The following is a 22,759-nucleotide window of genomic DNA, read 5'->3' as shown; positions in this document are numbered from 1 at the left end:
CGAACGATTAATTTGAGGGCGCCGCCATGCCGCTACCGTCTCACCCCCCTTGCGAAACCGCCGCACGCCTCCTCGCCGGCAAAGGCTGGTGCGCCACCCTGCTGGAGCGCTGGCGCGCCGGCAGGCAGGCCCGGGCGCTGGATTCCCTGACGGCGTTCGACCGCAATGCCGTGCTGCATGATGCCGGGCTGGCGGAAAGCGATCTCCCGGCCGTCGCCCATGGCGGCCATGCGCGGTCGCTCCTGCCGGCGGCGCTCGCCCTGCGCGGCATCGACGGCGCCGCCCTGGACGGCGGTCGCGCCGACATCATGCACGACCTCGCGCGGGTGTGCATGCATTGCCGCAAGGCACGCGCCTGCACGCGGCTGCTGGCTGCCGGGGACCGCGGCGGACATGCCCGCCTGTGCCCGAACGAGCCGACCCTGGCCTCGCTCGGATAGGAAGCCGCCGCCGCCGGCCACCGCCGTTTAATGGCGGTACCCCGGTCCGGCACCACCGGCGCATGTTCCCCCCGACGCCCCCGTGGCGTAGCGTTCTGGACCTCCGGCGGCATCAGGATACCGCCGGAGGTCCAGAACGCTATGACGAACGCAGCAGGGGGGATTGCCGCCGATGCCGTCCATGGGCCATGTGCATTTCGACGCGGCGGGGGATGACCGGTCCGCCGTCTGGTCCATCGTCGCCGCGCTCCTGTTCGTGCTTCTCGTGGACAGCCTGTTCGGCTTCATCCTCCGCCCCTACCTGGACGGCAGCGACGGCGACACCACCGTCTGGGACGTGCTGGTGCTGATCTTCGTCGGAAACCCCGAGCGGCTGCCGCTGGACTCCTGGGAACCGATGATGACGGCCCTCGCGTGGCTGCATCAGCATGGCGGGAAGGACGTCTATGATGCCGTCTTCTTCACCCAGCACGTGAAGTTCCAATATCCGTTGACCTCGCTGCTGCCGCTGGAATTGCTGTCCGCGCTGCATCTTCTGCACCTGCGCGTCTATGCCCTGATCAACCTGCTGATGGTCGTGGCGAGCGCCGCCGGCATGGCGCTCCTGATGCGCGACCTGTCGCAGGGGTGCGATGCCGGCCGGCCGCCGACGCTGCGGGACCAGGTCCCGACACGGCGCTGGGCGCCGGCGACGCTCGGGATCGTCGCCACCCTGTGCTTCTATCCGATCACCAAGGCCTTCGCGGTGGGCCAGATCCAGGTCTGGCTGAATGCCGCCTTCATCTTCGCCGCCCTCTTCTACCTGCGCGACCGGCGGCTGCTGGCCGGCCTGCTGCTCGGCGGCTCGACGCTGATCAAGCCGCAGATGTCCCTCTTCCTGGTCTGGGCGCTGCTGCGCCGGGACTGGCGCTTCGCGCTGGGCTGGACGGCCGTCGTGGTGCCCGGCTTCGCGGCCGCGACGGCGCTCTACGGCCTCGGCCCGTCGCTGCACTATCTCGACGTGCTGTCCTTCCTGGGCCGGCATGGCGAAAGCTACTATTCCAACCAGACCGTGAACGGCCTGCTGCACCGGCTGCTGCACAACGGCCCCAACCTGCTGTCGATGACCAGCAGCGACGCGGCGTGGCGGGGCAGCGCCTTCGCGCCCTACCATCCGCTGGTCCATGCCGCCACGCTGGTCACCGGCATCCTGTTCGGGCTGTTCGGGCTGCTCTGGCGGGCCGGCGGCAAGACCGGCGACCGGATGGCCTCCTTCCTGGTGGCCGGGCTCTGCTTCACGATCGGTTCGCCGATCTCCTGGGTCCCCCATTACGGGGTGATGCTGCCGGCCTTCGCCGTCCTGCTGTTCATCCTGCTCGGCCGCCTGCGGAGCGACCGCCGGCGGACCTTGCGCGACCTGCTGCTGCTCGGCACCGCCTTCGCGATCATGAGCAACGACTTCTTCCGGCCGCTGGACGAGCTGGCGGACACCCCGTTCAACGTCCTGCAGTCCTACCTGTTCTTTTCCGGGCTCCTGCTGCTCGGCCTGCTGGTGGGGACCGCCGGCCGCCAGGGGGCGCCCGACGGGGGACGGCCGGTGTCCCTCTCCGGCGCCCTGGCGGCCCCGGGGACGGGGAAAGCCGCGCCGGACACCCCCTGACCGGAGAATGGGACGGGAGGACGGGACCGGGCGCGAGCGTGCGGGCGGCGGAACCTGCCGTCCTTCATTTCCTTCGGCATCGGGAGTGCGCACGATGAAGACCGACGGTGTCCGTGACCCGGGAGGCTCCGGTGGACAGCCTCTCCTTTCCCGCACCATCACGACGGCCGCCGCCTGCTGCCTCGCCGTCATCCTCGTGTTCGGGATCCTGCTGAAGCCTTACCTGGACTCCACAGGCCCGACCGAGAGCTCGCCGCTGGACGTCCTGCGCCTCATCGCCGCCGGCTCCCCGGCCCGCCTCCCCCTGGATTCCTGGGAGCCGATGATGAGGGCCTTCGCCTGGCTGCACCGGCATCCGGGCGGGAACGTCTACGAGGCGATCTTCTTCACCGAACATGTGAAGTTCCAGTACCCGCTCACCTCGTTCCTGCCGATGGAGCTGATGTCGTCGCTCGGGCTCCTCCATCTCCGGGTCTATGCGCTTCTCAACCTTGTCCTCACGGTCGCCACGGGGATCGGCATGGGCATCCTGCTCGTGGACCTGGCGAAGTGGCTCGATTTGCCCGGCCCGTCGGGGAGCCGGTCGACGCGGATGAAGCTGGCCGGGCTGGGCGTGCTGGCGACGCTCGGCTTCTTTCCGGTGGTGAAGGCATTCTCCATCGGGCAGATGCAGGTCTGGCTGAACGCCGCCTTCGTCTTCTCGGCGATCCTGTATCTTCGCGACCGGCGAGGGGCGGTGGGGGTCCTGCTCGGCCTGTCGACGCTGATCAAGCCGCAGCTTTCGCTCTTCCTGCTGTGGGCGCTGCTGCGCCGCGACTGGCGGATGGCCGGTGGCTGGGCGCTGGTGGTGGGGATCGGCACCGCGGCTGCGGCGGCACTCTACGGGGTGCGGCCGATGCTGACCTATCTCGACGTGCTGTCCTTCATCGGGCGCCACGGCGAGGGCTATTATTCGAACCAGACGCTCAATGGGCTGCTGAACCGGCTGCTCGGCAACGGCAACAATGCCCAGTGGCTGGGCGACGCCTTCGCGCCCTATCATCCGATCGTCCATGCGGCGACGCTGTTGTCCGGCCTGCTGTTCGTCGCGTTCGGCCTGCTGTGGCGCCGTCACGACCGCGGCCCGGGCGGGATCCTCTCCTTCACGCTGGCCGGGGTCTGCTTCACCGTCGGCTCGCCGGTCGCCTGGATCCATCATTACGGCATTCTCCTGCCGGCCTTCGCGGTCGCGCTGCTGCTCCTCGTCAGGACGGCGGCGGACGATCCGCCGGCCGCGGCGCGCGGCTACGCCCTCCTCGGCCTTGCCTACCTGCTCACGAGCGTCGATGCGTTCAAGCTGGTCAACGCCCTGGCCGACACGCCGTTCAACCTGCTCCAATCCTATTTCCTCGTCGGGACCCTGCTCCTCATCGGCGTGCTCTGGCGGACGGGCGCACACCTCCGGCCGCTGGCGGAACTTGTGCCGCCGGCCGGACACCGGCCGCTGGTACGGAACGCCGTCCAGCGGCTCCTGTTTTCCGGCTGATGACGAAACCGGAAAAAGGGAGCCGTATCATGGCACGATACAGGAGTGACGGCAGTGCGGACTGGCTGTCCGCGCGCGGGCTGGCGATGATGGCGGGCGGAGCGGTGCTGGCGCTGGCGGCCAGCCGGCTGCTGCCGCCGGTGGTGGCGCAGATGGCGGGCTCCGCCCGCGCCGCGTCCGGCCGGGACGCCTTCGACGCGCTGGTCGACGACCACCGGAACATCCAGGCGCTGCTGTCGGAAATGGTGCAGACCCCCATCGACTCCACGGTGCGGCGGACCCAGCTTCTGCTGCGCCTCAAGCGCCGGCTCGCCGCCCACGCCATGGCGGAAGAGGACGTCGTCTACCCGATGCTGCACGACCAGGCGCACAAGGAGGAGGACGCCAAGCATCTCTACGGCGAGCATGCCGAGATCAAGATGCACCTCTTCACGCTGGAACGGATGCCGAAGGACGACCCGCGCTGGCTGGCCGTCGCCCACGACCTGAAGCGCATCGTCGACGGACACATCCGCCAGGAGGAGGAGATCGACTTCCCCGCCCTGCGCAACAGCCTGGACCAGCGCGAGACCGCCGTGATGTCCGGCAGCGTCGCCCGCGAGAAGGCCCTGATCCTCTGACATACCCCGGAAGGCAGTAGGGTAGGCGGAACGCATCATCCGCCGACCCTGTTGTCCTGCGTGCCCAACACGCGGCCATCGTAATGGCATTCGACGGGGAAACATCCATGAGAGCACTGGTCTGGCACGGCGCCAACGACATCCGCTGCGACACGGTCGCGGATCCGGAGATCGAGCACCCGCGCGACGCCATCGTCAAGGTGACCACCTGCGCCATCTGCGGCTCGGACCTGCACCTGCATGACCACTTCATGCCGGGCATGGAGAAGGGCGACATCGTCGGCCACGAGTTCATGGGCGAGGTGGTCGACGTCGGCACCGAGGCGAAGGGCGCGCTGAAGGTGGGCGAGCGGGTGGTCATCCCCTTCACCATCATCTGTGGCGAATGCGATCAGTGCAAGCGCGGCAACTTCTCGGTGTGCGAGCGGTCCAACCGCAACAAGGCGATGGCCGACAAGATCTTCGGCCACACCACCGCCGGCCTGTTCGGCTACACCCACCTGACCGGCGGCTATGCCGGCGGGCAGGCCGAATATGTGCGCGTCCCCTTCGCCGACCGTACCCACGTCAAGATCCCCGATGGCCTGACCGACGAGCAGGTGCTGTTCCTCGGCGACATCTTCCCCACCGGCTGGCAGGCCGCCGCCCAATGCGACATCCAGCCGACCGACACCGTGGCGATCTGGGGCTGCGGCCCGGTCGGGCAGATGACCATCCGCAGCGCCGTCCTGCTCGGCGCCAAGCAGGTCATCGCCATCGACCGCGTGCCCGAGCGCCTGGCCATGGCGCAGGCCGGCGGCGCCACCACCATCAACTTCGACGAGGAAAGCGTCGTCGAGCGGCTGAACGAGCTGACCGGCGGCAAGGGTCCGGAGAAATGCATCGACGCCGTCGGCATGGAGGCGCACGCCACCGCCACGCTCGACAGCATGATGGACCGTGCCAAGCAGGCGCTGATGCTGGAGAGCGACCGGGCGCATGTGCTGCGCGAGATGATGTATGTCTGCCGGCCGGCCGGAACCCTGTCGATCCCAGGCGTCTATGGCGGGCTGATCGACAAGATCCCCTTCGGCATGGCCATGAACAAGGGCCTGACCTTCCGCATGGGCCAGACCCACGTCAACCGCTGGACCGACGACCTGCTGCGCCGCATCCAGGAAGGACAGATCGACCCGTCCTTCGTCATCACCCACACCGTCCCCCTCGACCAGGGCCCCGAGATGTACAAGACCTTCCGCGACAAGCGGGACGGCTGCATCAAGGTGGTCCTCAAGCCCTAAGGTGACGTCATGGCCTATTACGACCGCTCCTCGACCGGAGACACCCTCGCCCGCGGGCTGGGCTGGTTCAGCATCGGGCTCGGCGTGGCCGAGCTGATGGCCGGCCGCAGCATCGCCCGCTGGATGGGGATGGAGGACAAGACCAACCTGATCCGCGCCTATGGCGTGCGCGAGATCACCGCCGGCGTCGGCCTGCTGGCGCTCGGTGATCCCAAGCCCTGGATCTGGGGCCGCATCGCCGGCGATGCCGTGGACATGGCGACTCTGGCGGCGGGCATGGAGGACAATCCCCGCGCCGGCAACGCCCGCATCGCCTTCGGCGCGGTGGTGGCGGCCACGGCCCTCGACATCGTCTGCGCCCAGAAGCTCCACCAGGAGGAGGCCGCCTACCGGCGCCAGCCGCTGCCCGACTACAGCGGCCGCAGCGGCTTTCCCCGCCCGGCCGAGGCCATGCGCGGGGCGGCGAGCGACGCGCCGATCGCCGAGGACATGCGCACGCCGAAGATCCTGCAGTTCCAGCCGTCCGGGCCGGCCTGACGGGTCATGCACCCCGCCGACCTGTTCATCGGGCTGTGGCGCCGCCTGACCGCTCGGCGGGACGAGGTCCGCAGCCTGGCGGGCCGGCTGGAGGCCGATCCGGAGCGCGCGGCGGTGCTGTTCGACGCAGCCGCGGAGCGGCTGCGGGATGGCGCCGCCTCGCTGGAGACCTGGGTACTCGATCCGGATGCCCGCGGAAATGGCGAGGCGGACGGCGGGGCGGATGGCGGGGCGCCGCCGCTTGACCGCGTCCTCGCCGCCGCCCAGGCCATCGACGCCTGGTTCATGCCCTTCGCCGCCTGGTACGCCCCGGCGGCAGCGGACCTTCGGATGCAGGGCTCGGCGGCCCCGGATGGTGCGGCGGCGGACCTCCTGGAGGCCCGGCGGCGCTACAATCGGGACGGCCGCTTCAACGCCGACCCCGCCGACGGGCAGCTCATCCTGCGGCCGGGGCTGCTGGCGCGGGCCTTCAACGTCCGTGAAGCGGTCATGCCTTCCGCCGGCGGATGCGACGACGGCTTCGATCCGGTCGACCTGTTCCGAACCCTCCTGGTCGTCCCGCCGACGCTGGCCGTCGGTGCCGACCGGGACGGCGAGCCGGAGAGGCGGATCACCATGCGCTTCCAGCGCCTTGCCGGCCTGCAGGACCAGGTTCCGGCCGATCCCGACTGGCGCCCCGTCATCGGCGTCGTTCCCCTCTTGCAGGCCGAGGACGATCTCGACATCCATCGCTTCGAACGCGATGGCGAGACCTGGTACGACCCGCTGGCACGGCCGCTCGCCCGCCGCGCCGCGGATGCGGTCGCGACACTGGCCGAACAGGGCGCCACCATCGTCCTGTTCCCGGAAGTCTCCGCCCATCCGGAAACGCTTGCCGCGATCAGCGAGGCGTTGCGCCGGCAGGCGGTCGACGGCTCCATCCGCTATGCGCTGGTCGGCGTGCGGCAGCAGGCGAAGGACGGCGGCAGGCCGCGCAACCGTGCGCTGCTGCTCGACCGCCGTGGCCGCGAGATCGCCGGGCAGACCAAGCTGCACTGCTGGGACCTGGACAGCAACCAGTGCCGCTCCTACGACCTGCGCGACCGCAACGGCCGCCTGCTCGACTGCGCCCGCGAGGACATCGAGACCGGCAGCCGTTTCACCCTGTTCGAGCTGCCGGGATTCGGGCGCCTGGCAATCGCGATCTGCGAGGATCTGGGACGGTCGCAACCGAGCGCCTGGATCGCCTCCGCGATGGCGGCCGACTGGCTGGTCACGCCGGTGATGGACAGTGGCCTGACCACCGGGCGTTGGCAGGCGAAGGAAGGGGCGGCGTCCTCCCGCACCGGCTATTGCCGGGTCATCGTCGCCAACAGTATGGCCCTTTCCCACCGCTTCAACCGCTACTGCCGCGCCAACGGCGAGGAGGACATGATCATCCACGATTGCGGCGTCGCCCTGCTCTTCCAGCCGCGGGCGGACGAAGCGGCCGCTCCGCGCATCGACTGCCTCACCCTGCCGCTCGCCGACCCCGCCCCGGGCTATGTCTGCTCCCGCTGGACGCCGGACCGCTGGCAGGAACTGCCCGAGCCCGAGGAGGCGGAATGACCGGCTTCGAAACGGCTCTCCGCCTGCTGGCCGACGACCTGCTCGCCGCCGTCGGGCGGGGCGATTGGGACGCAGCCGACGCGGAGCTGGCCACCCTGGCCGAGGAAGCCGCGGCCGCCATGGCCGCCGGCCGCACCGCGGATCTGTCCGCCGTCGCCCGCCAGACCGTCCGCTGCCACACCGCCCTGTCGCTGGGCGAGGACGGGAACGGCAACGCGATGCAGCGCCTGGGCCAGCTCCGCATGCTGGCGCTCGTCGTCGCCGCCGCCCGAAGCCGCAAGCCGCCCCGCACTCCCCGCCTGCTCGCCGCCCCCGGCACGCCCGGTGCGGCGATCCTCTCCGCATTGAAGCGAGGTCCCTTGAGCGGCCCGGCGCTGGCCGGTGCCACCGGGCTATCGGCCGCCGCCATCGCCGCCGCCCTGCCGGAACTGCGCGCCTGCGGCCTCGTCCGCTCCTGGCCGGCCGGCCGGCTGACGTTCAACGCGTCGACCGATAGGCCATTGACCGATAGGCCATCAACGGGTGGGGAGAATGCGACGGCACGGGAGATGCCCTGAAGACGGCTCCCCACCCCCTGCACGATTGGGGCGGCGGGTTGCGACGGATGGCAATGGGCCGGCGCGCGGCCTGACCTGATGCCCTAAGCCACCCGGCTCCCGCCATCCTCCGATAGGACAGCAGCCCGAACCAATTCCGGGCAAGGATGTTCACAAGGGACATCGCGTCCTTTCCACCGATCAAGCAGGAACCGATGGAAGAGCTGATTTCCCCCACGGTCGTCGCCCTTGCGGCGCCGGCCGTTGCCGTGGCCATCGCGCTTGCCATTCACGAAGCCGTCGTACGGGTGCTGCAACGCCTGTTCCGTCCCCACAACGCCGCGGTCCTGAGCCGCGTGGTGCGCAACGGCATCACGGCGACCCGTTTCGCCGTGGCCTTCGCCGCGATGCTCGCCTCGATGCCGGCATTGCCGCTGCCCGCCAGCCTGCTGGAGCCGCTGGGCCGCGCGGTCGGCATGGGCTTCATCGCGGCGCTCGGCTGGTCGATCGCCACCAAGGTCGGGGCGGTGTTCGACGCCTATCTCGACCAGAGCGGCCCCAACGAGCGCGGCTTCGAATGGCGCCGCCGGCGCACCAAGCTGACGGTGTTCCGGCGCCTGGCCCTGCTCGCCGTCATGGGGATCACGGTCGGCTTCATGCTGATGACGGTGCCGCTGGTGCGCACCATCGGCATCAGCCTGTTCGCCTCGGCCGGCGTCGCGGGCATCGTCCTCGGCATCGCCGCCCGCCCGACCATCGCCAACCTGATCGCCGGCATCCAGATCGCCCTGACGCAGCCGATCCGCATCGGCGACTCGGTGGTGGTCGAGGGGGAATGGGGCAACATCGACGAGATCACCTCGACCTATGTGGTGGTGCGCATCTGGGACGACCGCCGCCTCATCGTGCCTCTGGGCTATTTCCTGGAGAAGCCCTTTCAGAACTGGACCCGCGACGCACCGAACATCCTGGGCTCGGTGATGCTGCACGTCGACTATTCCGTGCCGATCCAGGCCCTGCGCGACCATCTTCACAAGGTCCTGGAGGGAACGAGCCTGTGGGACAAGCGGGTTTGGAACCTCCAGGTCACCGATCTGAAGGAACATACGATGGAGCTGCGTGCCCTGGTCAGCGCCCCCGACGCCGGCACCGCCTGGGACCTGCGCTGCCTGGTGCGCGAGGAAATGATCCGCTTCCTGGCCGAGCACTATCCGGGCTCCCTGCCGCGCGACCGGCTCGACATCGCCCGCCCGGGGACCGAGAGGGCGAACGAACGGGCGACCGAGCGGATGGCCGGGCGGGAGTTCGCGCACTCCGTTCCGGACGGCATGCCGGAGCCGGTGCGGATCAATCGATAGGGATGGGGCGTTAACAGGCGCCTGTTCCACAACCGTCACGGAGCCCGCCATCGTGGCCTTGGCCGCCTTCCTGTCCCTCCTGACCCTCCTGTTTCCGGGGGCATCGTTCGCGGCCGCCGCGGGCGGCTCCTCCACCGGTCCGTCGGAAACGGTGCTGATCGGCCAGATCATCGTCCTGATCCTGTCCGGCCGCCTGTTGGGCGAGGGAATGCAGCGCATCGGCCAGCCCGCCGTCATGGGCCCCCTGATCGCCGGCATCCTGCTGGGTCCGACCTTCTTCGGCGCGTTGTGGCCGGACGCCCAGCACGCCCTGTTTCCATCCGGGCGCGAACAGGCCGGCATGCTGAACGCGGTCTCCGAGATCGGGATCCTGCTCCTTCTGCTGCTGGCGGGGATGGAGACCGACCTGTCGCTGATCCGCAAGGTCGGCCGGGCCGCCTTCACCGTGTCGCTGACCGGCATCTTCGTGCCCTTCGCCTGCGGCTTCGCGCTGGGCCAGCTCATGCCCGCGTCGATGCTGCCGGATCCGGAGCAGCGCCTGATCGCCTCGCTCTTCCTCGGGACCGCCCTGTCGATCTCCTCCGTGAAGATCGTGGCCATGGTGGTGCGGGAGATGAACTTCGTCCGCCGCAACGTCGGGCAGGTCATCCTCGCCTCCGCCATCATCGACGACACCGTCGGCTGGATCATCATCGCCATCACCTTCGGGCTGGCGGCCCGGGGGAGCTTCGAATGGGGATCGCTGGCCTGGAGCGTGTTCGGCACGCTGGGCTTCATCGGCATCAGCCTGACGGCCGGGCGCCGGCTGATGGCCCGGCTGATCCGCTGGACCAACGACAGCCTGGTCAGCGAGGCGCCGGTGCTGTCGGCGGTCCTGGTGGTGATGGGGCTGATGGCTCTGGCCACCGACGCCATCGGCGTCCACACCGTGCTGGGCGCCTTCGTCGCCGGCATCCTGGTGGGCTCCTCCCCCATCCTCACCCGGCGGATCGATGAACAGCTCCGCGGCATCACCACCGCGCTGTTCATGCCGGTCTTCTTCGGCGTCGCAGGGCTCAAGGCGGACCTGACGATCCTCGCCGACCCGATGCCGCTGGCGCTCACCGCCGGGCTGGTGCTGATCGCCAGCCTCGGCAAGTTCGCCGGCGCCTTTGCCGGCGGCTGGATGGGCGGGCTCGGCCGGCGGGAAGCGCTGGCGCTCGCCACCGGCATGAACGCCCGCGGTTCCACCGAGGTGATCGTCGCCACCATCGGCCTGTCGATGGGGGTGCTGACCCAGGAACTCTTCACCATGATCGTCACCATGGCGGTCCTGACCACCCTGGCGATGCCGCCGACCCTGCGCTGGGCGCTGCGCCGCCTGCCGATGAGCCGTGAGGAAACCGAACGGCTGGAGCGCGAGGCGTTCGAGGAGCGGGGCTTCGTCCCCAACGTGGAGCGGGTGCTGCTGGCGGTCGACGAGACGCCGCCCGGCCGGCTGGCGGCACGGCTGGCCGGCATGCTGGCGGGTTTGCGCGGGCTGCCGGTGACGGTCGTCAGCGTCGGCAACGGCAATGGCGCAGCCGACGCGGCCGACGGCGATGCCGCGCCCGGACCTGCCGCGGGAGGCGACCACGAGACGGTGGTGCGGGCCAGCGTCGAAGCGACACAGGCCCGCACGGCCACACCCGACGAACCGCCGCCCGAGGTCGAGGTGCTGACCCGCGCTCCCGAGATGCCCGTCGAGGACATGATCGAAAGCGAGGCCGCCAAGGGCTACGATCTGTTGATGGTCGGGATGGAGGAGGCGGACCGGCCGGCTGCCGACCTGCCGCCCCGCCTCTCGGAGCTGGCCAACCGGTTCGACGGGCCGTTGGCGGTCGTCTCGGCCCGCGGCAGCCACCGCGCCCGGCCGGTCGAGGCGCCGCTGGACATCCTGGTGGCGGTCAGCGGCACCGAGGTCTCCCGCCGCGCCGCCGAAGTCGCCCTGGCGCTGGGCCGCGCCGCCGACTGTCCGGTGACGGTGCTCTATGTCGGGTCGACGGCGGTCCGCCCGTCGCGCCGCAACCGCCGTCAGGCCCGCCGCGATGCGGAGGCGGCGCTGGACGAGATCTCCGGTATCGCCGAGCGCTATGACCGCACCGTGCGGGCCATTGCCCGCACCGATCTGGCCGCCGAGGACGCGGTGCTCGACCAGGCCGACCGCGGCGGCCACAGCCTTGTGGTGATGGGGGTCAGCCGCCAGGGTCAGGAAACCCTGTCCTTCGGCGCGGTCGCTGCGGCCCTGCTGGAAACCGCCGACCGCTCCCTGCTGTTCGTCGCGACCTGATCAGAAGGGCCTCATGGCCTTCACGAAGCCGCGGAGGCGCTGAATTCGGCAAGCAGTCCCCTCCCTCTCCCGCGTTGCGGGAGAGGGAGGGGACTGCTTGCCGGGAAAAAGGAGCGGCACCCTTTCCCGGCTTGGGAAAGGGTGCATGGGCGATGCTAGGACGACAGCGTCTTGTTGATGCGCAGGGCCGCCAGCGTGCAGACAGCCCCCGACAGCAGGTAGAGGCCGGACGCGATCAGGCCGAACTCGCTCGACAGGTACAGCGCGACGAAGGGGGCGAAGCCGGCGCCGAACAGCCAGGCGAGGTCGGAGGTCATCGCCGACCCGGTGTAGCGGTACTGCTGGCTGAAGCCCGAGGCGACCGAGCCCGAGGACTGGCCGAAGGACAGCCCGAGGATCACGAAGCCCAGCACCATGAAGACCAGCTCACCCACCTGGCCGGCGTTCAGCAGCAGCGGGGCGAAGCCGCTGAACACGGCGATCGCCGCGGCGCAGCTCCCAAGCAGCGTCCGCCGCCCCACCCGGTCGGCGATGTAGCCGGAGGCGACGATGGCGGCGACGCCGAAGACCGCGGCGATCACCTCGATCAGCAGGAAGGATGCGGTCGCCTCCTGCGTGAACAGGGAGATCCAGGACAGCGGGAAAACCGTCACCATGTGGAACAGCGCGAAGCTGGCCAGCGGTGCGAAGGCGCCGATCGCCACCCGCTTGCCTTCCATCTGCAGGGTTTCCACCACCGGGGCGGGCTGCAGCTCGCGATTGTCGAACAGCCGTTCGAACTCGGGCGTCTGCACCAGCCGCAGCCGCGAGAACAGCGCCACCACGTTGATGGCGAAGGCGACGAAGAAGGGATAGCGCCAGCCCCAGCTCGCGAAATCCTCGGCCGACAGGCTGGAGACGAAATAGGCGAACAGGCCGCTGGCGACGATCAGGCCGATCGGCGCACCGAGCTGCGGGATCATCGCATACCAGCCCCGCTTGTTCTCCGGCGCGTTCATCGCCAGCAGCGAGGCGAGGCCGTCCCAACTGCCGCCCAGCGCGATGCCCTGCCCGATGCGCGACAGGGCCAGAAGCCAGGCCGACGCCGCGCCGATGGCCTCGTAGCCGGGCAGGAAGGCCAGCGCCACCGTCGAGCCGCCCAGAAGGAACAGCGCGATCGTCAGCTTGGTGCTGCGGCCGTAGGCATCGTCGACGGCCATGAAGATGAAGGTGCCGATCGGACGCGCGATAAAGGCGAGCGCGAAGATGGCGAAGGACCAAAGCGTCCCGGTCAGCGGATCCACATAAGGAAACACAAGCTTCGGGAAGACGATCACCGAAGCGATGGCAAAGACGAAGAAGTCGAAGAATTCGGAAGTGCGGCCGATGATCACACCGATGGCGATCTCACCAGGGTTCACCCCGTGATGCCGCGCGTTCACCAGCCTGCCATCCCGTTCGAGCGCCGCAATCGATGAACTCGTCATGTCGGCTCCGATACGTTATTTCACTTGCCATGATCCGTAGACCATACAATATGACATCGTACCAATCAGGGATCTGTCAAGCGCGCAGGAGCGAGGCATTGGACAAATTGTCCAATGTCGCCGAGGGGGCGTGAACGCTAGCTGTCTCCCCAAAGCAAACCTTACGTATACAGGTCCTGCCTTGAGCCGTTATCGCGCAATCGCCCTGCTGCCAGTGATGGCGGCGCTGAGTGGCTGCAACCTGGTCGTGCTGAACCCGTCCGGCGATGTGGCGAGCCAGCAGGGAGACCTCGTGGTCATCTCCACCCTGCTGATGCTGCTGATCATCGTTCCGGTCATGGCGCTTACCGTGCTGTTCGCCTGGCGCTATCGCCAGTCCAATAACACGGCGCGTTACGAGCCGGACTGGGACCATTCGACGCAGCTTGAACTCGTCATCTGGGCAGCCCCGCTGCTCATCATCATCTGCCTCGGTGCCATCACCTGGGTGACCACCCACAAGCTCGATCCCTACCGTCCGCTCGACCGCATCGCCGCCGACAAGCCGATGCCGGCCGGCGCCGCGCCGTTGGACGTGCAGGTGGTGGCGCTCGACTGGAAGTGGCTGTTCCTCTACCCGGAATACGGCATCGCCAGCGTGAACGAGATGGCGGCCCCGGTGGACCGGCCGATCCGCTTCAGCATCACCGCCTCCTCGGTGATGAACTCCTTCTACGTCCCGGCGCTGGCTGGCCAGATCTACGCCATGCCGGGCATGGAGACGAAGCTCCACGCCGTCATCAACGAGCCGGGCTCCTTCAAGGGCTTCTCGGCCAATTACAGCGGCGCCGGCTTCTCCCACATGCGCTTCACCTTCCTCGGCCTGTCGGACGGCGATTTCGGCGCCTGGGTCAACAAGGTGAAGGCCGCGTCCGACACCATGGACCGCAGCCGCTACCTGGCGCTGGAGAAGCCCAGCGAGGCCGTTCCGGTGCAGTATTTCGGCAGCACCGATCCGAAGCTGTTCAAGGCGGCTGTCGAGCGCTGCGTGGCCCCCGGCAGCATGTGCATGGGCGACATGCACGCCATCGACCGCGCGGGCGGCCTGAACGCCGGCGGTCTCGCCGCCGCGGAAGCCCTGCTGCGGGCCAGCGCCCTGACCGACCGTCCGGCCGGCTCCGACGCCACCGGCCTGTGCACCGTCGCCGAAGCGGTCGACGCCGCGGCCCCGCTCGCCGCCACCACCCTCGCGCCGATCAGCGTGCGCAAGGCCGGAACCCCGGCCGGCGCGCTGCGGCCTGCCGATCTCTGATTGGGCACACCGGCATGCTAGAGACCTTGACGACCTTCCTCTTCGGGCGCCTCAGCCTGGAGTCCTTCCCCTACCACGAGCCCATCGTCGTCGCGACCTTCTTCGCGGTCGTGCTCGGCGGCGTGGCGCTGGTGGCTGCGCTCTCCTACTTCAAGCTGTGGGGCTACCTGTGGCGCGAGTGGTTCACCAGCGTGGACCATAAGCGCATCGGCATCATGTACATGGTGCTGGGGCTGATCATGCTGCTGCGCGGCTTCGCCGACGCCATCATGATGCGCGCCCAGCAGGCCATCGCCTTCAACGGCAGCGAGGGCTACCTCAACTCGCACCACTTCGATCAGGTCTTCACCGCCCACGGTGTGATCATGATCTTCTTCGTCGCGATGCCGCTGGTGACGGGGCTGATGAACTATGTCGTGCCGCTGCAGATCGGCGCCCGCGACGTGTCCTTCCCGTTCCTGAACAACTTCAGCTTCTGGATGACCGTCGGCGGCGCCGTCCTGATCATGGCCTCGCTGTTCCTCGGCGAGTTCGCCCGCACCGGCTGGCTGGCCTACCCGCCGCTGTCCGGCCTGGAGGCGAGCCCAGACGTCGGCGTCGACTACTACATCTGGGCCCTGCAGGTGGCGGGCGTCGGAACGACGCTGTCGGGCATCAACCTGATCTGCACGATCATCAAGATGCGCGCCCCCGGCATGACCATGATGAAGCTGCCGGTCTTCACCTGGACCTCGCTCTGCACCAACGTGCTGATCGTCGCCTCCTTCCCGATCCTGACCGCCGTGCTGGTCCTGCTGTCGCTCGACCGCTACGTCGGCACGCACTTCTTCACGAACGACATGGGCGGCAACCCCATGATGTACGTGAACCTGATCTGGATCTGGGGCCACCCGGAAGTCTACATCCTGATCCTGCCGTGCTTCGGCATCTTCTCGGAGGTGACTTCCACCTTCACCGGCAAGAAGCTGTTCGGCTACACCTCGATGGTCTACGCGACCGTCGTCATCACCATCCTGTCCTACCTGGTGTGGCTGCACCACTTCTTCACCATGGGTTCGGGCGCCAGCGTGAACTCGTTCTTCGGCATCACGACGATGATCATCTCGATCCCGACGGGTGCGAAGATCTTCAACTGGCTGTTCACCATGTACCGCGGCCGCATCCGGTTCGAACTGCCGATGATGTGGACGATCGCCTTCATGCTGACCTTCGTGATCGGCGGCATGACCGGCGTGCTGCTGGCGGTCCCGCCGGCCGACTTCGTCCTGCACAACAGCCTGTTCCTGATCGCCCACTTCCACAACGTCATCATCGGCGGCGTGCTGTTCGGCCTGTTCGCCGGCATCTACTACTGGTGGCCCAAGGCCTTCGGCTTCCGCCTGGACCCGTTCTGGGGCAAGATGTCGTTCTGGTTCTGGGTGATCGGCTTCTACTTCGCCTTCATGCCGCTCTACGTGCTGGGCCTGATGGGCGTCACCCGCCGCCTGCGCGTGTTCGAGGATCCGTCGCTGCAGATCTGGTTCCTGATCGCCGCCTTCGGCGCCTTCCTGATCGCGCTCGGCATCGGTTCCTTCCTGATCCAGATCGCCGTCAGCGTCCTGAAGCGCAACCAGCTCGTCGACGTCGACGGCGACCCCTGGGACGGCCGCACGCTGGAATGGGCGACCTCCTCGCCGCCGCCGGGCTACAACTTCGCCTTCACCCCCGTCATCCATTACAATGACGCGTGGTGGGATATGAAGAAGCGCGGCTACAAGCGTCCGCTGGAGGGCTTCCGCCCGATCCACATGCCGAGCAACACCGGCAGCGGCATCATCCTGGCCGGCATCAGCACCGTCCTCGGCTTCGGCATGATCTGGCACATCTGGTGGCTGGCGGCGCTGAGCTTCATCGGCCTGCTGGCGGTCGCCATCGGCCACACCTTCAACTACAACCGCGACTTCCACATCCCGGTCGAGGACGTGATCGCGACCGAGGCTGAGCGGACCCGGCTGCTCTCCGGGCAGGTGCAAGCATGACGACGACGTTCGAGACCATCCACGACCGGGAACACCCGGTTGTGGAAACCCCGGAGTTCTACGTGCGGGACGAGGTCGCCCACGAAGGCGGCAGCACCGCGCTGGGGTTCTGGATCTACCTGATGAGCGACTGCCTCATCTTCGCGGTCCTGTTCGCGACCTACGGCGTGCTGAGCACCGGCTACGCCGCCGGCCCGACGCCCAAGGAGCTGTTCGACCTGCCGCTGGTGGCGTTGAACACCACGATGCTGCTGCTCTCCTCCATCACCTATGGCTTCGCCATGCTGGCGATGGAGAAGGGACGCACGGCCCAGACCCAGGGATGGCTCGCCATCACCCTGGTGTTCGGCCTCTGCTTCCTCGGCATCGAGCTGTACGAGTTCGCCCACATGATCCATGAAGGCGCCGGCCCGTGGCGCAGCGCCTTCCTGTCGTCCTTCTTCACCCTGGTCGGCACCCACGGCCTGCACGTCACCTTCGGCAGCGTGTGGCTGGTGACGCTGATGGTCCAGGTCGCCCGCCGCGGCCTGATCCCGGCCAACCGCCGGCGCCTGATGTGCCTCAGCATGTTCTGGCACTTCCTGGACGTCATCTGGATCGGTGTCTTCACCTACGTCTATCTGATGGGAGTGCTGCGATGAGCACCCACGCGCACGGCGATCATCACGCGCACCACGGCGGCCATCACGCCCCTGGCCACGCCCACGGGCACGGCCATGGCCACGGGCACGACGACCACCATCACGAGGGCGGCCACGGCACCTTCGGCAGCTACATGATCGGCTTCGTCCTGTCGGTGATCCTGACGGCGATCCCGTTCTGGCTGGTGATGACCGGCAAGTTCGACAACACGACCACCACGGCCGTCATCCTGGTCCTCGCCGCGGTGCAGATCATCGTCCACATGGTCTACTTCCTGCACATGAACGGCCGCACCGAAGGCGGCTGGTCGATGCTGGCGCTGATCTTCACGGTGATCGTGCTGTTCATCATGCTGTCCGGCTCGTTGTGGGTGATGTACCACCTCAACTACAACATGATGCCGGGCATGACCCACGACATGAGCAAGATGCCGTGAGGCCGGCCGGCGGATGAGCCAGCAACGCGAAACACCGCCCGCGGACATCCCTGCGGGCGGCAGGGCGAAGGGGGCCCGCCCGGCCTGGGCGCTGGCCCTCTTCGCCATTCTGGCGCTGGCCGGCGTCGCCGGCCTGACGACGCTCGGCGTCTGGCAGCTCGAACGGCGGGTCTGGAAGCTCGACCTGATCGACCGGGTGGACGCCCGCATCCACGCCGCCCCGGTTCCGGCGCCGGGACCGGACGGCTGGCCAGGCATCTCGGCCGCCGGGGAAGAGTACCGGCGGGTGACCGCCAGCGGCCGCTTCCTCAACGACCGCGAGACCCTGGTCCAGGCGGTCAGCGACCTCGGCGGCGGCTTCTGGGTGCTGACCCCGCTGGTCACCGACCGCGGTTTCACCGTGCTGGTCAACCGCGGTTTCGTCCCGCCGGATCGGCGCGATCCCGCCAGCCGGGCCGGCGGCCTGCCGGCGGGCGAGGTCACCGTCACCGGGCTCCTCCGCATGACCGAGCCCAGGGGCGGCTTCCTGCGCAGCAACGATCCGGCGGCCGACCGCTGGTATTCCCGCGACGTCGCCGCCATCGCCGCGGCGCGCGGCCTGGACCGCCCCGCCCCCTACTTCATCGACGCCGACCGGACGCCCAATCCCGGCGGCTGGCCGGCCGGCGGGCTGACGGTCGTCTCCTTCCCCAACAGCCATCTCAGCTACGCGCTGACCTGGTTCGCGCTGGACCTGATGCTGATCGGCTGGATCGTCTACGTCGTCCGCACCGAATGGCGCCGCCGCCGCTGACGGCCGCCGTCCCTCATTCGCTGTTCGCAGGCGTATCGATGGCGTGATGGAGCGCCTGCGCCGCGGCGAGCCCGATGGCCTGGGTCCCGCCGGCCCGCGGATCCTCCACCCGCACCACCACCCCGCGGCCGACCAGCGCGATGCCGTTCTCGATGAAGGAACGGATCAGCCGCTGGTAGGCCTCGCGCCGGATGACGAACTGCTCGTTGGGCTTGGCGGTGAACTTGACGCCGATGATCAGGGCGTCGTCCTCCACCCGCCGCACGCCCTGCGACTTCAGCGGCTCGATGATGTTCGGCCCAATCTCCGGGTCGGCGGCGAGCTGCTTGCCGACCTGCTTCACCAGCGCCTTGACCTGGTCGAGGTCGGTATGGGCCGGCACACGGAACTCCAGCCGCATCAGCACCCAGTCGCGGCTGTGGTTGGTCAGCGCCTTGATCTGGCCGAACGGCACGGTGTGGACCGCCCCGCGGTGATGCCGCAGCTTCAGCGACCGCAGCGATATCCCCTCGACCGTTCCGCGCAACTGCCCGATCTCCACGTAATCGCCGACATGGAAGGCGTCCTCCAGCAGGAAGAAGATCCCGGCGAAGATGTCGGCGATGATGGACTGGGCGCCCAGCCCGACGGCGATGCCCACCACCCCGGCCCCGGCCAGCAGCGGCGCGATCTCGACGCCCATCGACGACAGGGCGACCATCGCCACCACCGCGACCAGCGTCACCTGCAACGCCTTGCGCAGCAGCGGCAGCAGCGTCGCCATCCGCTGCGCCTTGGTCGAGGGGCCGGTGCGCCGCGACGCGTCGAGCGCCCGGTCGACTCCCCGCACCACCAGCGACCACGCGACATAGCCGAGCAGCAGGACGACCGACAGGTTGAGCAGCAGCCGCGCCGGCACCGAAGCCGGCCCGCTGCCGAGGCCGATTTCCCAGATCGCCGCGGTGCCTGCGACGGCCAGCACGACCAGCGCCAGCAGGATAGCCCGGGTCAGGCGCACGACCTGCGGCGGCTCGATGGCCCCCGGCGGCTCGGCCTCCCCGCCCTCCTCCCGCATGAAGTCCGGGCTGTCGTCCGGGCTGTCGTCCCGGCCGTCGGTCCGGTAGAACCGCGCGAGCGGCCGGGCCAGCGCCAGGGCCGCCAGCGGCAGGCCGAGCGCCAGCAGCAGGCTCCCCAGCAGGCGCAGCCCGGTGCCGGGCACCATCTGCACGGCATCGCGGGTCACGATCGTCCACAGCCACAGCAGATAGAGAGACCCCAGCGCCGGCCAGGCCGACAGGATCGCGGTCGAGCGCGAATCGAGCCGCAACCCCTCGGCCAGGGTCCGGGCAACGGCGCTGCGCCCCGACCAGACCAGCCACAGCAGGTAGAGGAAGGGCAGTGCGGTGATCGGCAGGCCGAGCGCGATGTCGGCCTGATGGGGGATGCCCAGCGCCCGCAGCACGTCCAGGACTCCCAGCGGCACCACCGCCAGGGCGACCGCCGTCACCGCCGCGCGCTGGAGCGCCCGTGCCGCGGCGTCGCCGAGCGGCAGCAGCCGGTGCGCCGGGTCGGCCGGTGCGGTCAGCAGGCGGAGGAGGCGGTCGGTCAGCAGCAGCGTCGCCACGACCTGCATCGTCGCCAGCAGCAGCGCCGGCACCGCCGGATGGGGAGGCCGCATGATCGCGAAGGCCAGGAAGGCGCCCAGCGCAAAGGCCGCCATCTGGGCCAGGTCGGCGCTCAGCCGCAGCAGCGGGGCCGGCGCGCTTCCCAGCCGGAGCGCCCCGAGGCGGAGCAGCCTGCGTGCGCTCACGGCCATCGCCAGCCCGGCGGCGAAGAGCGCCGCCAGCCCGACAAGCGACCGCCACGGCGCCATGGGCGCCTCGACGCCGTTGGGGTGGACGACGCTGTAGGCCAGGATCGCCGGCAGCCGCGGATACACCGCCGCGATGGCATCCAGCCGCTGCGCGTACTCCTTCAATCCCATCTCCAGGGGGGATAGCGGTTCCATGGTGGGCATTCCCGCCATCGGATCGGCAACCGCCGGAGGTGGTGACGGCGATTGGGCCATGGCCGCGCCCGGCCAACCGAGAACCGCGAGGGCCAGCAGGGCCGACCCGAGGCATGACCGGAACCGTCGCAAGGCGTCGGGGTCGAACACCGCTCACCCTCCCTCTGTGGCATCCGGCCGGCCGGGCGGCACGAAATCCCGGACGCCGCCCGGCGGCCGGTCCGCCGATGATTGCCCAGCGGGTCGGGTCCCGCAAGAGAGCTACCCGCCCGGCCGCCCGGCACCGGCGCACCCCGATACCCCAGTGCCACGCTGCTACTTTCGGTCCATGACAGGCTGCCATCCTGGGGCGGAATGCCTATATAAGTCGTCAGGCTGATGAGCTGGACGAGGAACGGGACCGTCATTCGTGCGCGACACCACCGACCGCAAGAACCTGTTCCTGCTTGTCCAGCTTCGCTGGCTTGCCGTCGCCGGACAGATCGTCACCATCCTGATCGTCCATCTTCAGATGGGGATCCGGCTTCCGCTGGTGCCGATGACCGCGGTGGTGCTGTTCCTGGTGGCGCTGAACGTCGCCAGCCTGCTCCACATCCGCCGCAACGCCTCGGTGTCGAACACCCAGCTTTTCCTGGAACTGCTGATCGACGTCTGGGCGCTGACGGTGCAGCTCTATCTCAGCGGCGGCGCCTCCAATCCCTTCATCTCGCTTTACCTGCTGCAGGTGGCGCTGGGGGCGGTGCTGCTGGAGGCGTGGTCGGCCTGGGCGCTGGTGCTGGTGGCGACCGCCTGCTTCACCGGCCTGACCGGCACCTTCCGCCCGCTCCCCCTGCCCCATGCCCACGAAGGCGAGCTGTTCAGCCTGCACATCCAGGGGATGTTCATCTGCTTCGTGCTGGCGGCCAGCCTGCTGGTGCCCTTCCTCACCCAGATCAACCGCAACCAGCGCGCCCGTGACGCCTATCTCGCCGAGCTGCGCCAGCGCTCGATGGAGGAGGCGCACATCGTGCGCATGGGCCTGCTCGCCTCCGGCGCCGCGCATGAGCTGGGGACGCCGCTCGCCACGCTGTCGGTCATCCTCAACGACTGGCGCCGCATGCCGGTGCTGGCGGACGATCCCGACCTGTCCGAGGAGCTGGCGGAGATGCAGTCCCAGATCGACCGCTGCAAGACGATCGTGTCCGGCATCCTGCTGTCCTCGGGAGAGGCGCGGGGCGAAGGGACCGTCCGCACCACCGTCAAGGATTTCCTCGACGAGCTGGTGGAGGACTGGCTGTCCAGCCGCTCCCCGCGGCGGTTCGACTACCAGAACAACATCGACGCGGACGTGCGGATGGTGTCCGACCTCGCGCTGAAGCAGGTGCTGTTCAACGTTCTCGACAACGCGCTGGAAGCCTCTCCAGCCTGGATCGGGATCGCGGTGCTGCGCCAGGGCGACAGTCTGGTGGTGGCGGTCAACGACAGCGGCCCCGGCTTCGACGAGTCCGTCCTGGCGGAGCTGGGCAAGCCCTATCGTTCGACCAAGAACCGGCCGGGCAGCGGCCTCGGCCTGTTCCTGGTGGTCAATGTCCTGCGCAAGCTGGGCGGCACCGTCTCGGCCCGCAACCGCGCGGCCGGCGGCGCCACCGTCACCCTGACCCTGCCGCTCGCCGCCCTGTCGCCGGGAGAGTCCGATGGAGACTGAACGCACGCTGCTGATCGTCGAGGACGACGAGTCCTTCGCCCGGGCGCTGCGGCGGTCGTTCGAACGGCGCGGCTACGATGTCCACAACTGCAACGGGCTGGAGGAGATGCGCGGCCTGCTGGACGAGGTCCAGCCCGGCTACGCCGTCGTCGACCTGAAGCTGGCAACCGGCAGCGGGCTCGATTGCGTCAAGGAGTTGCACGACAGCGACGACGAGATGCGCATCGTCGTGCTGACCGGCTTCGCCAGCATCGCCACCGCGGTCGAGGCGATCAAGCTCGGCGCCTGCCACTATCTGGCCAAGCCGTCCAACACCGACGACATCGAGGCCGCCTTCGAGCGGACGGAGGGCGACACCTCCATCGCGCCGGCGGCGCGCACCACCTCGATCAAGAACCTGGAGTGGGAGCGCATCCACGAGACGCTGGTCGAGACCGGCTTCAACATCTCCGAGACGGCCCGCCGGCTGGGCATGCACCGCCGCACGCTCGCCCGCAAGCTGGAGAAGAAGCGCGTGCCTTGACGGGCCAGCATCTCCCCCTCCCTAGCCCTCCCCCGCTCCGCGGGAGAGGGGACTGCCGCCGCACTGCGACTTACTCCCTCTCCCGCGAA

The 22,759-nt window shown here is 69.0% G+C and carries 19 protein-coding genes; 17 read left to right on the top strand and 2 right to left on the bottom strand.

Annotated elements, in window-relative coordinates; genetic code table 11:
- The first annotated feature begins 26 nt into the window (after nucleotides 1-26).
- The 10 genes from J2850_RS12380 (at nucleotide 27) to J2850_RS12335 (ending at nucleotide 11,830) form a co-directional block, all read left to right on the top strand.
- Nucleotides 27-440: a hypothetical protein gene (locus J2850_RS12380; RefSeq protein ID WP_209982019.1), complete on the top strand. Its 414-nt coding sequence runs from the start codon at nucleotides 27-29 to the stop codon at nucleotides 438-440.
- 172 nt (nucleotides 441-612) lie between these two features.
- Nucleotides 613-2,079 (top strand): glycosyltransferase family 87 protein, encoded by a 1,467-nt coding sequence (locus tag J2850_RS12375; protein ID WP_209982017.1) that lies wholly within the window; start codon nucleotides 613-615, stop codon nucleotides 2,077-2,079.
- 94 nt (nucleotides 2,080-2,173) lie between these two features.
- Complete coding sequence (locus J2850_RS12370) at nucleotides 2,174-3,604, top strand: glycosyltransferase family 87 protein (protein WP_209982015.1); 1,431 nt, start codon at nucleotides 2,174-2,176, stop codon at nucleotides 3,602-3,604.
- Between the two features lie 29 nt (nucleotides 3,605-3,633).
- Nucleotides 3,634-4,224 carry a hemerythrin domain-containing protein gene (locus tag J2850_RS12365; RefSeq protein ID WP_209982014.1) on the top strand — a complete coding sequence of 197 codons (591 nt, stop codon included), beginning with the start codon at nucleotides 3,634-3,636 and terminating at the stop codon, nucleotides 4,222-4,224.
- Nucleotides 4,225-4,331: 107 nt separating this feature from the next.
- Entirely contained in the window at nucleotides 4,332-5,504 is a 1,173-nt protein-coding gene (locus J2850_RS12360) for a zinc-dependent alcohol dehydrogenase (protein ID WP_209982012.1), read from the top strand.
- A gap of 9 nt (nucleotides 5,505-5,513) precedes the next feature.
- The gene (locus tag J2850_RS12355) at nucleotides 5,514-6,041 is read left to right on the top strand and encodes a cyclase dehydrase (protein ID WP_209982010.1); all 528 of its coding nucleotides are present in this window, start codon (nucleotides 5,514-5,516) and stop codon (nucleotides 6,039-6,041) included.
- 6 nt (nucleotides 6,042-6,047) lie between these two features.
- The gene (locus J2850_RS12350) at nucleotides 6,048-7,628 is read left to right on the top strand and encodes a nitrilase-related carbon-nitrogen hydrolase (RefSeq protein ID WP_209982008.1); all 1,581 of its coding nucleotides are present in this window, start codon (nucleotides 6,048-6,050) and stop codon (nucleotides 7,626-7,628) included.
- Nucleotides 7,625-8,185, top strand: a complete 561-nt coding sequence (locus tag J2850_RS12345) for a hypothetical protein (RefSeq protein ID WP_209982006.1) — start codon at nucleotides 7,625-7,627, stop codon at nucleotides 8,183-8,185. The genes J2850_RS12350 and J2850_RS12345 overlap by 4 nt, the downstream gene beginning before the upstream one ends.
- Nucleotides 8,186-8,379: 194 nt before the next feature.
- A complete protein-coding gene (locus tag J2850_RS12340) occupies nucleotides 8,380-9,522 on the top strand; it encodes a mechanosensitive ion channel family protein (protein ID WP_209982004.1) in 1,143 nt (380 codons plus the stop codon).
- A gap of 52 nt (nucleotides 9,523-9,574) precedes the next feature.
- Nucleotides 9,575-11,830: a cation:proton antiporter domain-containing protein gene (locus tag J2850_RS12335; RefSeq protein ID WP_209982003.1), complete on the top strand. Its 2,256-nt coding sequence runs from the start codon at nucleotides 9,575-9,577 to the stop codon at nucleotides 11,828-11,830.
- Nucleotides 11,831-11,985: 155 nt separating this feature from the next.
- On the opposite strand, the gene J2850_RS12330 is transcribed toward J2850_RS12335, so the two are convergent.
- Nucleotides 11,986-13,296 (bottom strand): MFS transporter, encoded by a 1,311-nt coding sequence (locus J2850_RS12330; protein WP_209982001.1) that lies wholly within the window; start codon nucleotides 13,294-13,296, stop codon nucleotides 11,986-11,988.
- Nucleotides 13,297-13,477: 181 nt separating this feature from the next.
- Between J2850_RS12330 and cyoA the strand changes: the two genes are divergently transcribed.
- The 5 genes from cyoA to J2850_RS12305 are packed head-to-tail and all read left to right on the top strand — an operon-like array spanning nucleotide 13,478 to nucleotide 18,476.
- Nucleotides 13,478-14,587 (top strand): ubiquinol oxidase subunit II, encoded by a 1,110-nt coding sequence (gene cyoA, locus J2850_RS12325; protein WP_246513013.1) that lies wholly within the window; start codon nucleotides 13,478-13,480, stop codon nucleotides 14,585-14,587.
- Between the two features lie 14 nt (nucleotides 14,588-14,601).
- A complete protein-coding gene (cyoB, locus tag J2850_RS12320) occupies nucleotides 14,602-16,605 on the top strand; it encodes a cytochrome o ubiquinol oxidase subunit I (RefSeq protein WP_209982000.1) in 2,004 nt (667 codons plus the stop codon).
- Nucleotides 16,602-17,246, top strand: coding sequence for a cytochrome o ubiquinol oxidase subunit III (gene cyoC, locus J2850_RS12315; RefSeq protein ID WP_209981998.1), 645 nt, complete (start codon nucleotides 16,602-16,604; stop codon nucleotides 17,244-17,246). The genes cyoB and cyoC overlap by 4 nt, the downstream gene beginning before the upstream one ends.
- Entirely contained in the window at nucleotides 17,243-17,683 is a 441-nt protein-coding gene (gene cyoD, locus J2850_RS12310; protein ID WP_209981996.1) for a cytochrome o ubiquinol oxidase subunit IV, read from the top strand. The genes cyoC and cyoD overlap by 4 nt, the downstream gene beginning before the upstream one ends.
- Nucleotides 17,684-17,696: 13 nt before the next feature.
- Nucleotides 17,697-18,476, top strand: a complete 780-nt coding sequence (locus tag J2850_RS12305; RefSeq protein ID WP_209981994.1) for an SURF1 family protein — start codon at nucleotides 17,697-17,699, stop codon at nucleotides 18,474-18,476.
- A 13-nt stretch (nucleotides 18,477-18,489) separates the two neighbouring features.
- Here the strand turns inward: J2850_RS12305 and J2850_RS12300 are convergent, their stop codons facing one another.
- Nucleotides 18,490-20,463, bottom strand: a complete 1,974-nt coding sequence (locus J2850_RS12300) for a mechanosensitive ion channel family protein (RefSeq protein WP_209981992.1) — start codon at nucleotides 20,461-20,463, stop codon at nucleotides 18,490-18,492.
- A gap of 409 nt (nucleotides 20,464-20,872) precedes the next feature.
- On the opposite strand from J2850_RS12300, the gene J2850_RS12295 reads away from it, so the two are divergent.
- Complete coding sequence (locus J2850_RS12295) at nucleotides 20,873-22,147, top strand: ATP-binding protein (RefSeq protein ID WP_209981991.1); 1,275 nt, start codon at nucleotides 20,873-20,875, stop codon at nucleotides 22,145-22,147.
- On the top strand, nucleotides 22,137-22,670 hold the full coding sequence (locus tag J2850_RS12290) for a response regulator transcription factor (protein ID WP_209981989.1): 534 nt from the start codon (nucleotides 22,137-22,139) through the stop codon (nucleotides 22,668-22,670). The genes J2850_RS12295 and J2850_RS12290 overlap by 11 nt, the downstream gene beginning before the upstream one ends.
- The last annotated feature ends 89 nt before the right edge of the window (nucleotides 22,671-22,759 follow it).

This window comes from Azospirillum picis (assembly GCF_017876115.1).
Classification (GTDB): domain Bacteria; phylum Pseudomonadota; class Alphaproteobacteria; order Azospirillales; family Azospirillaceae; genus Azospirillum; species Azospirillum picis.
The sequence above is the reverse complement of the archived record's forward strand: the minus strand, read 5'-3'. Positions and strand labels throughout refer to the sequence as shown.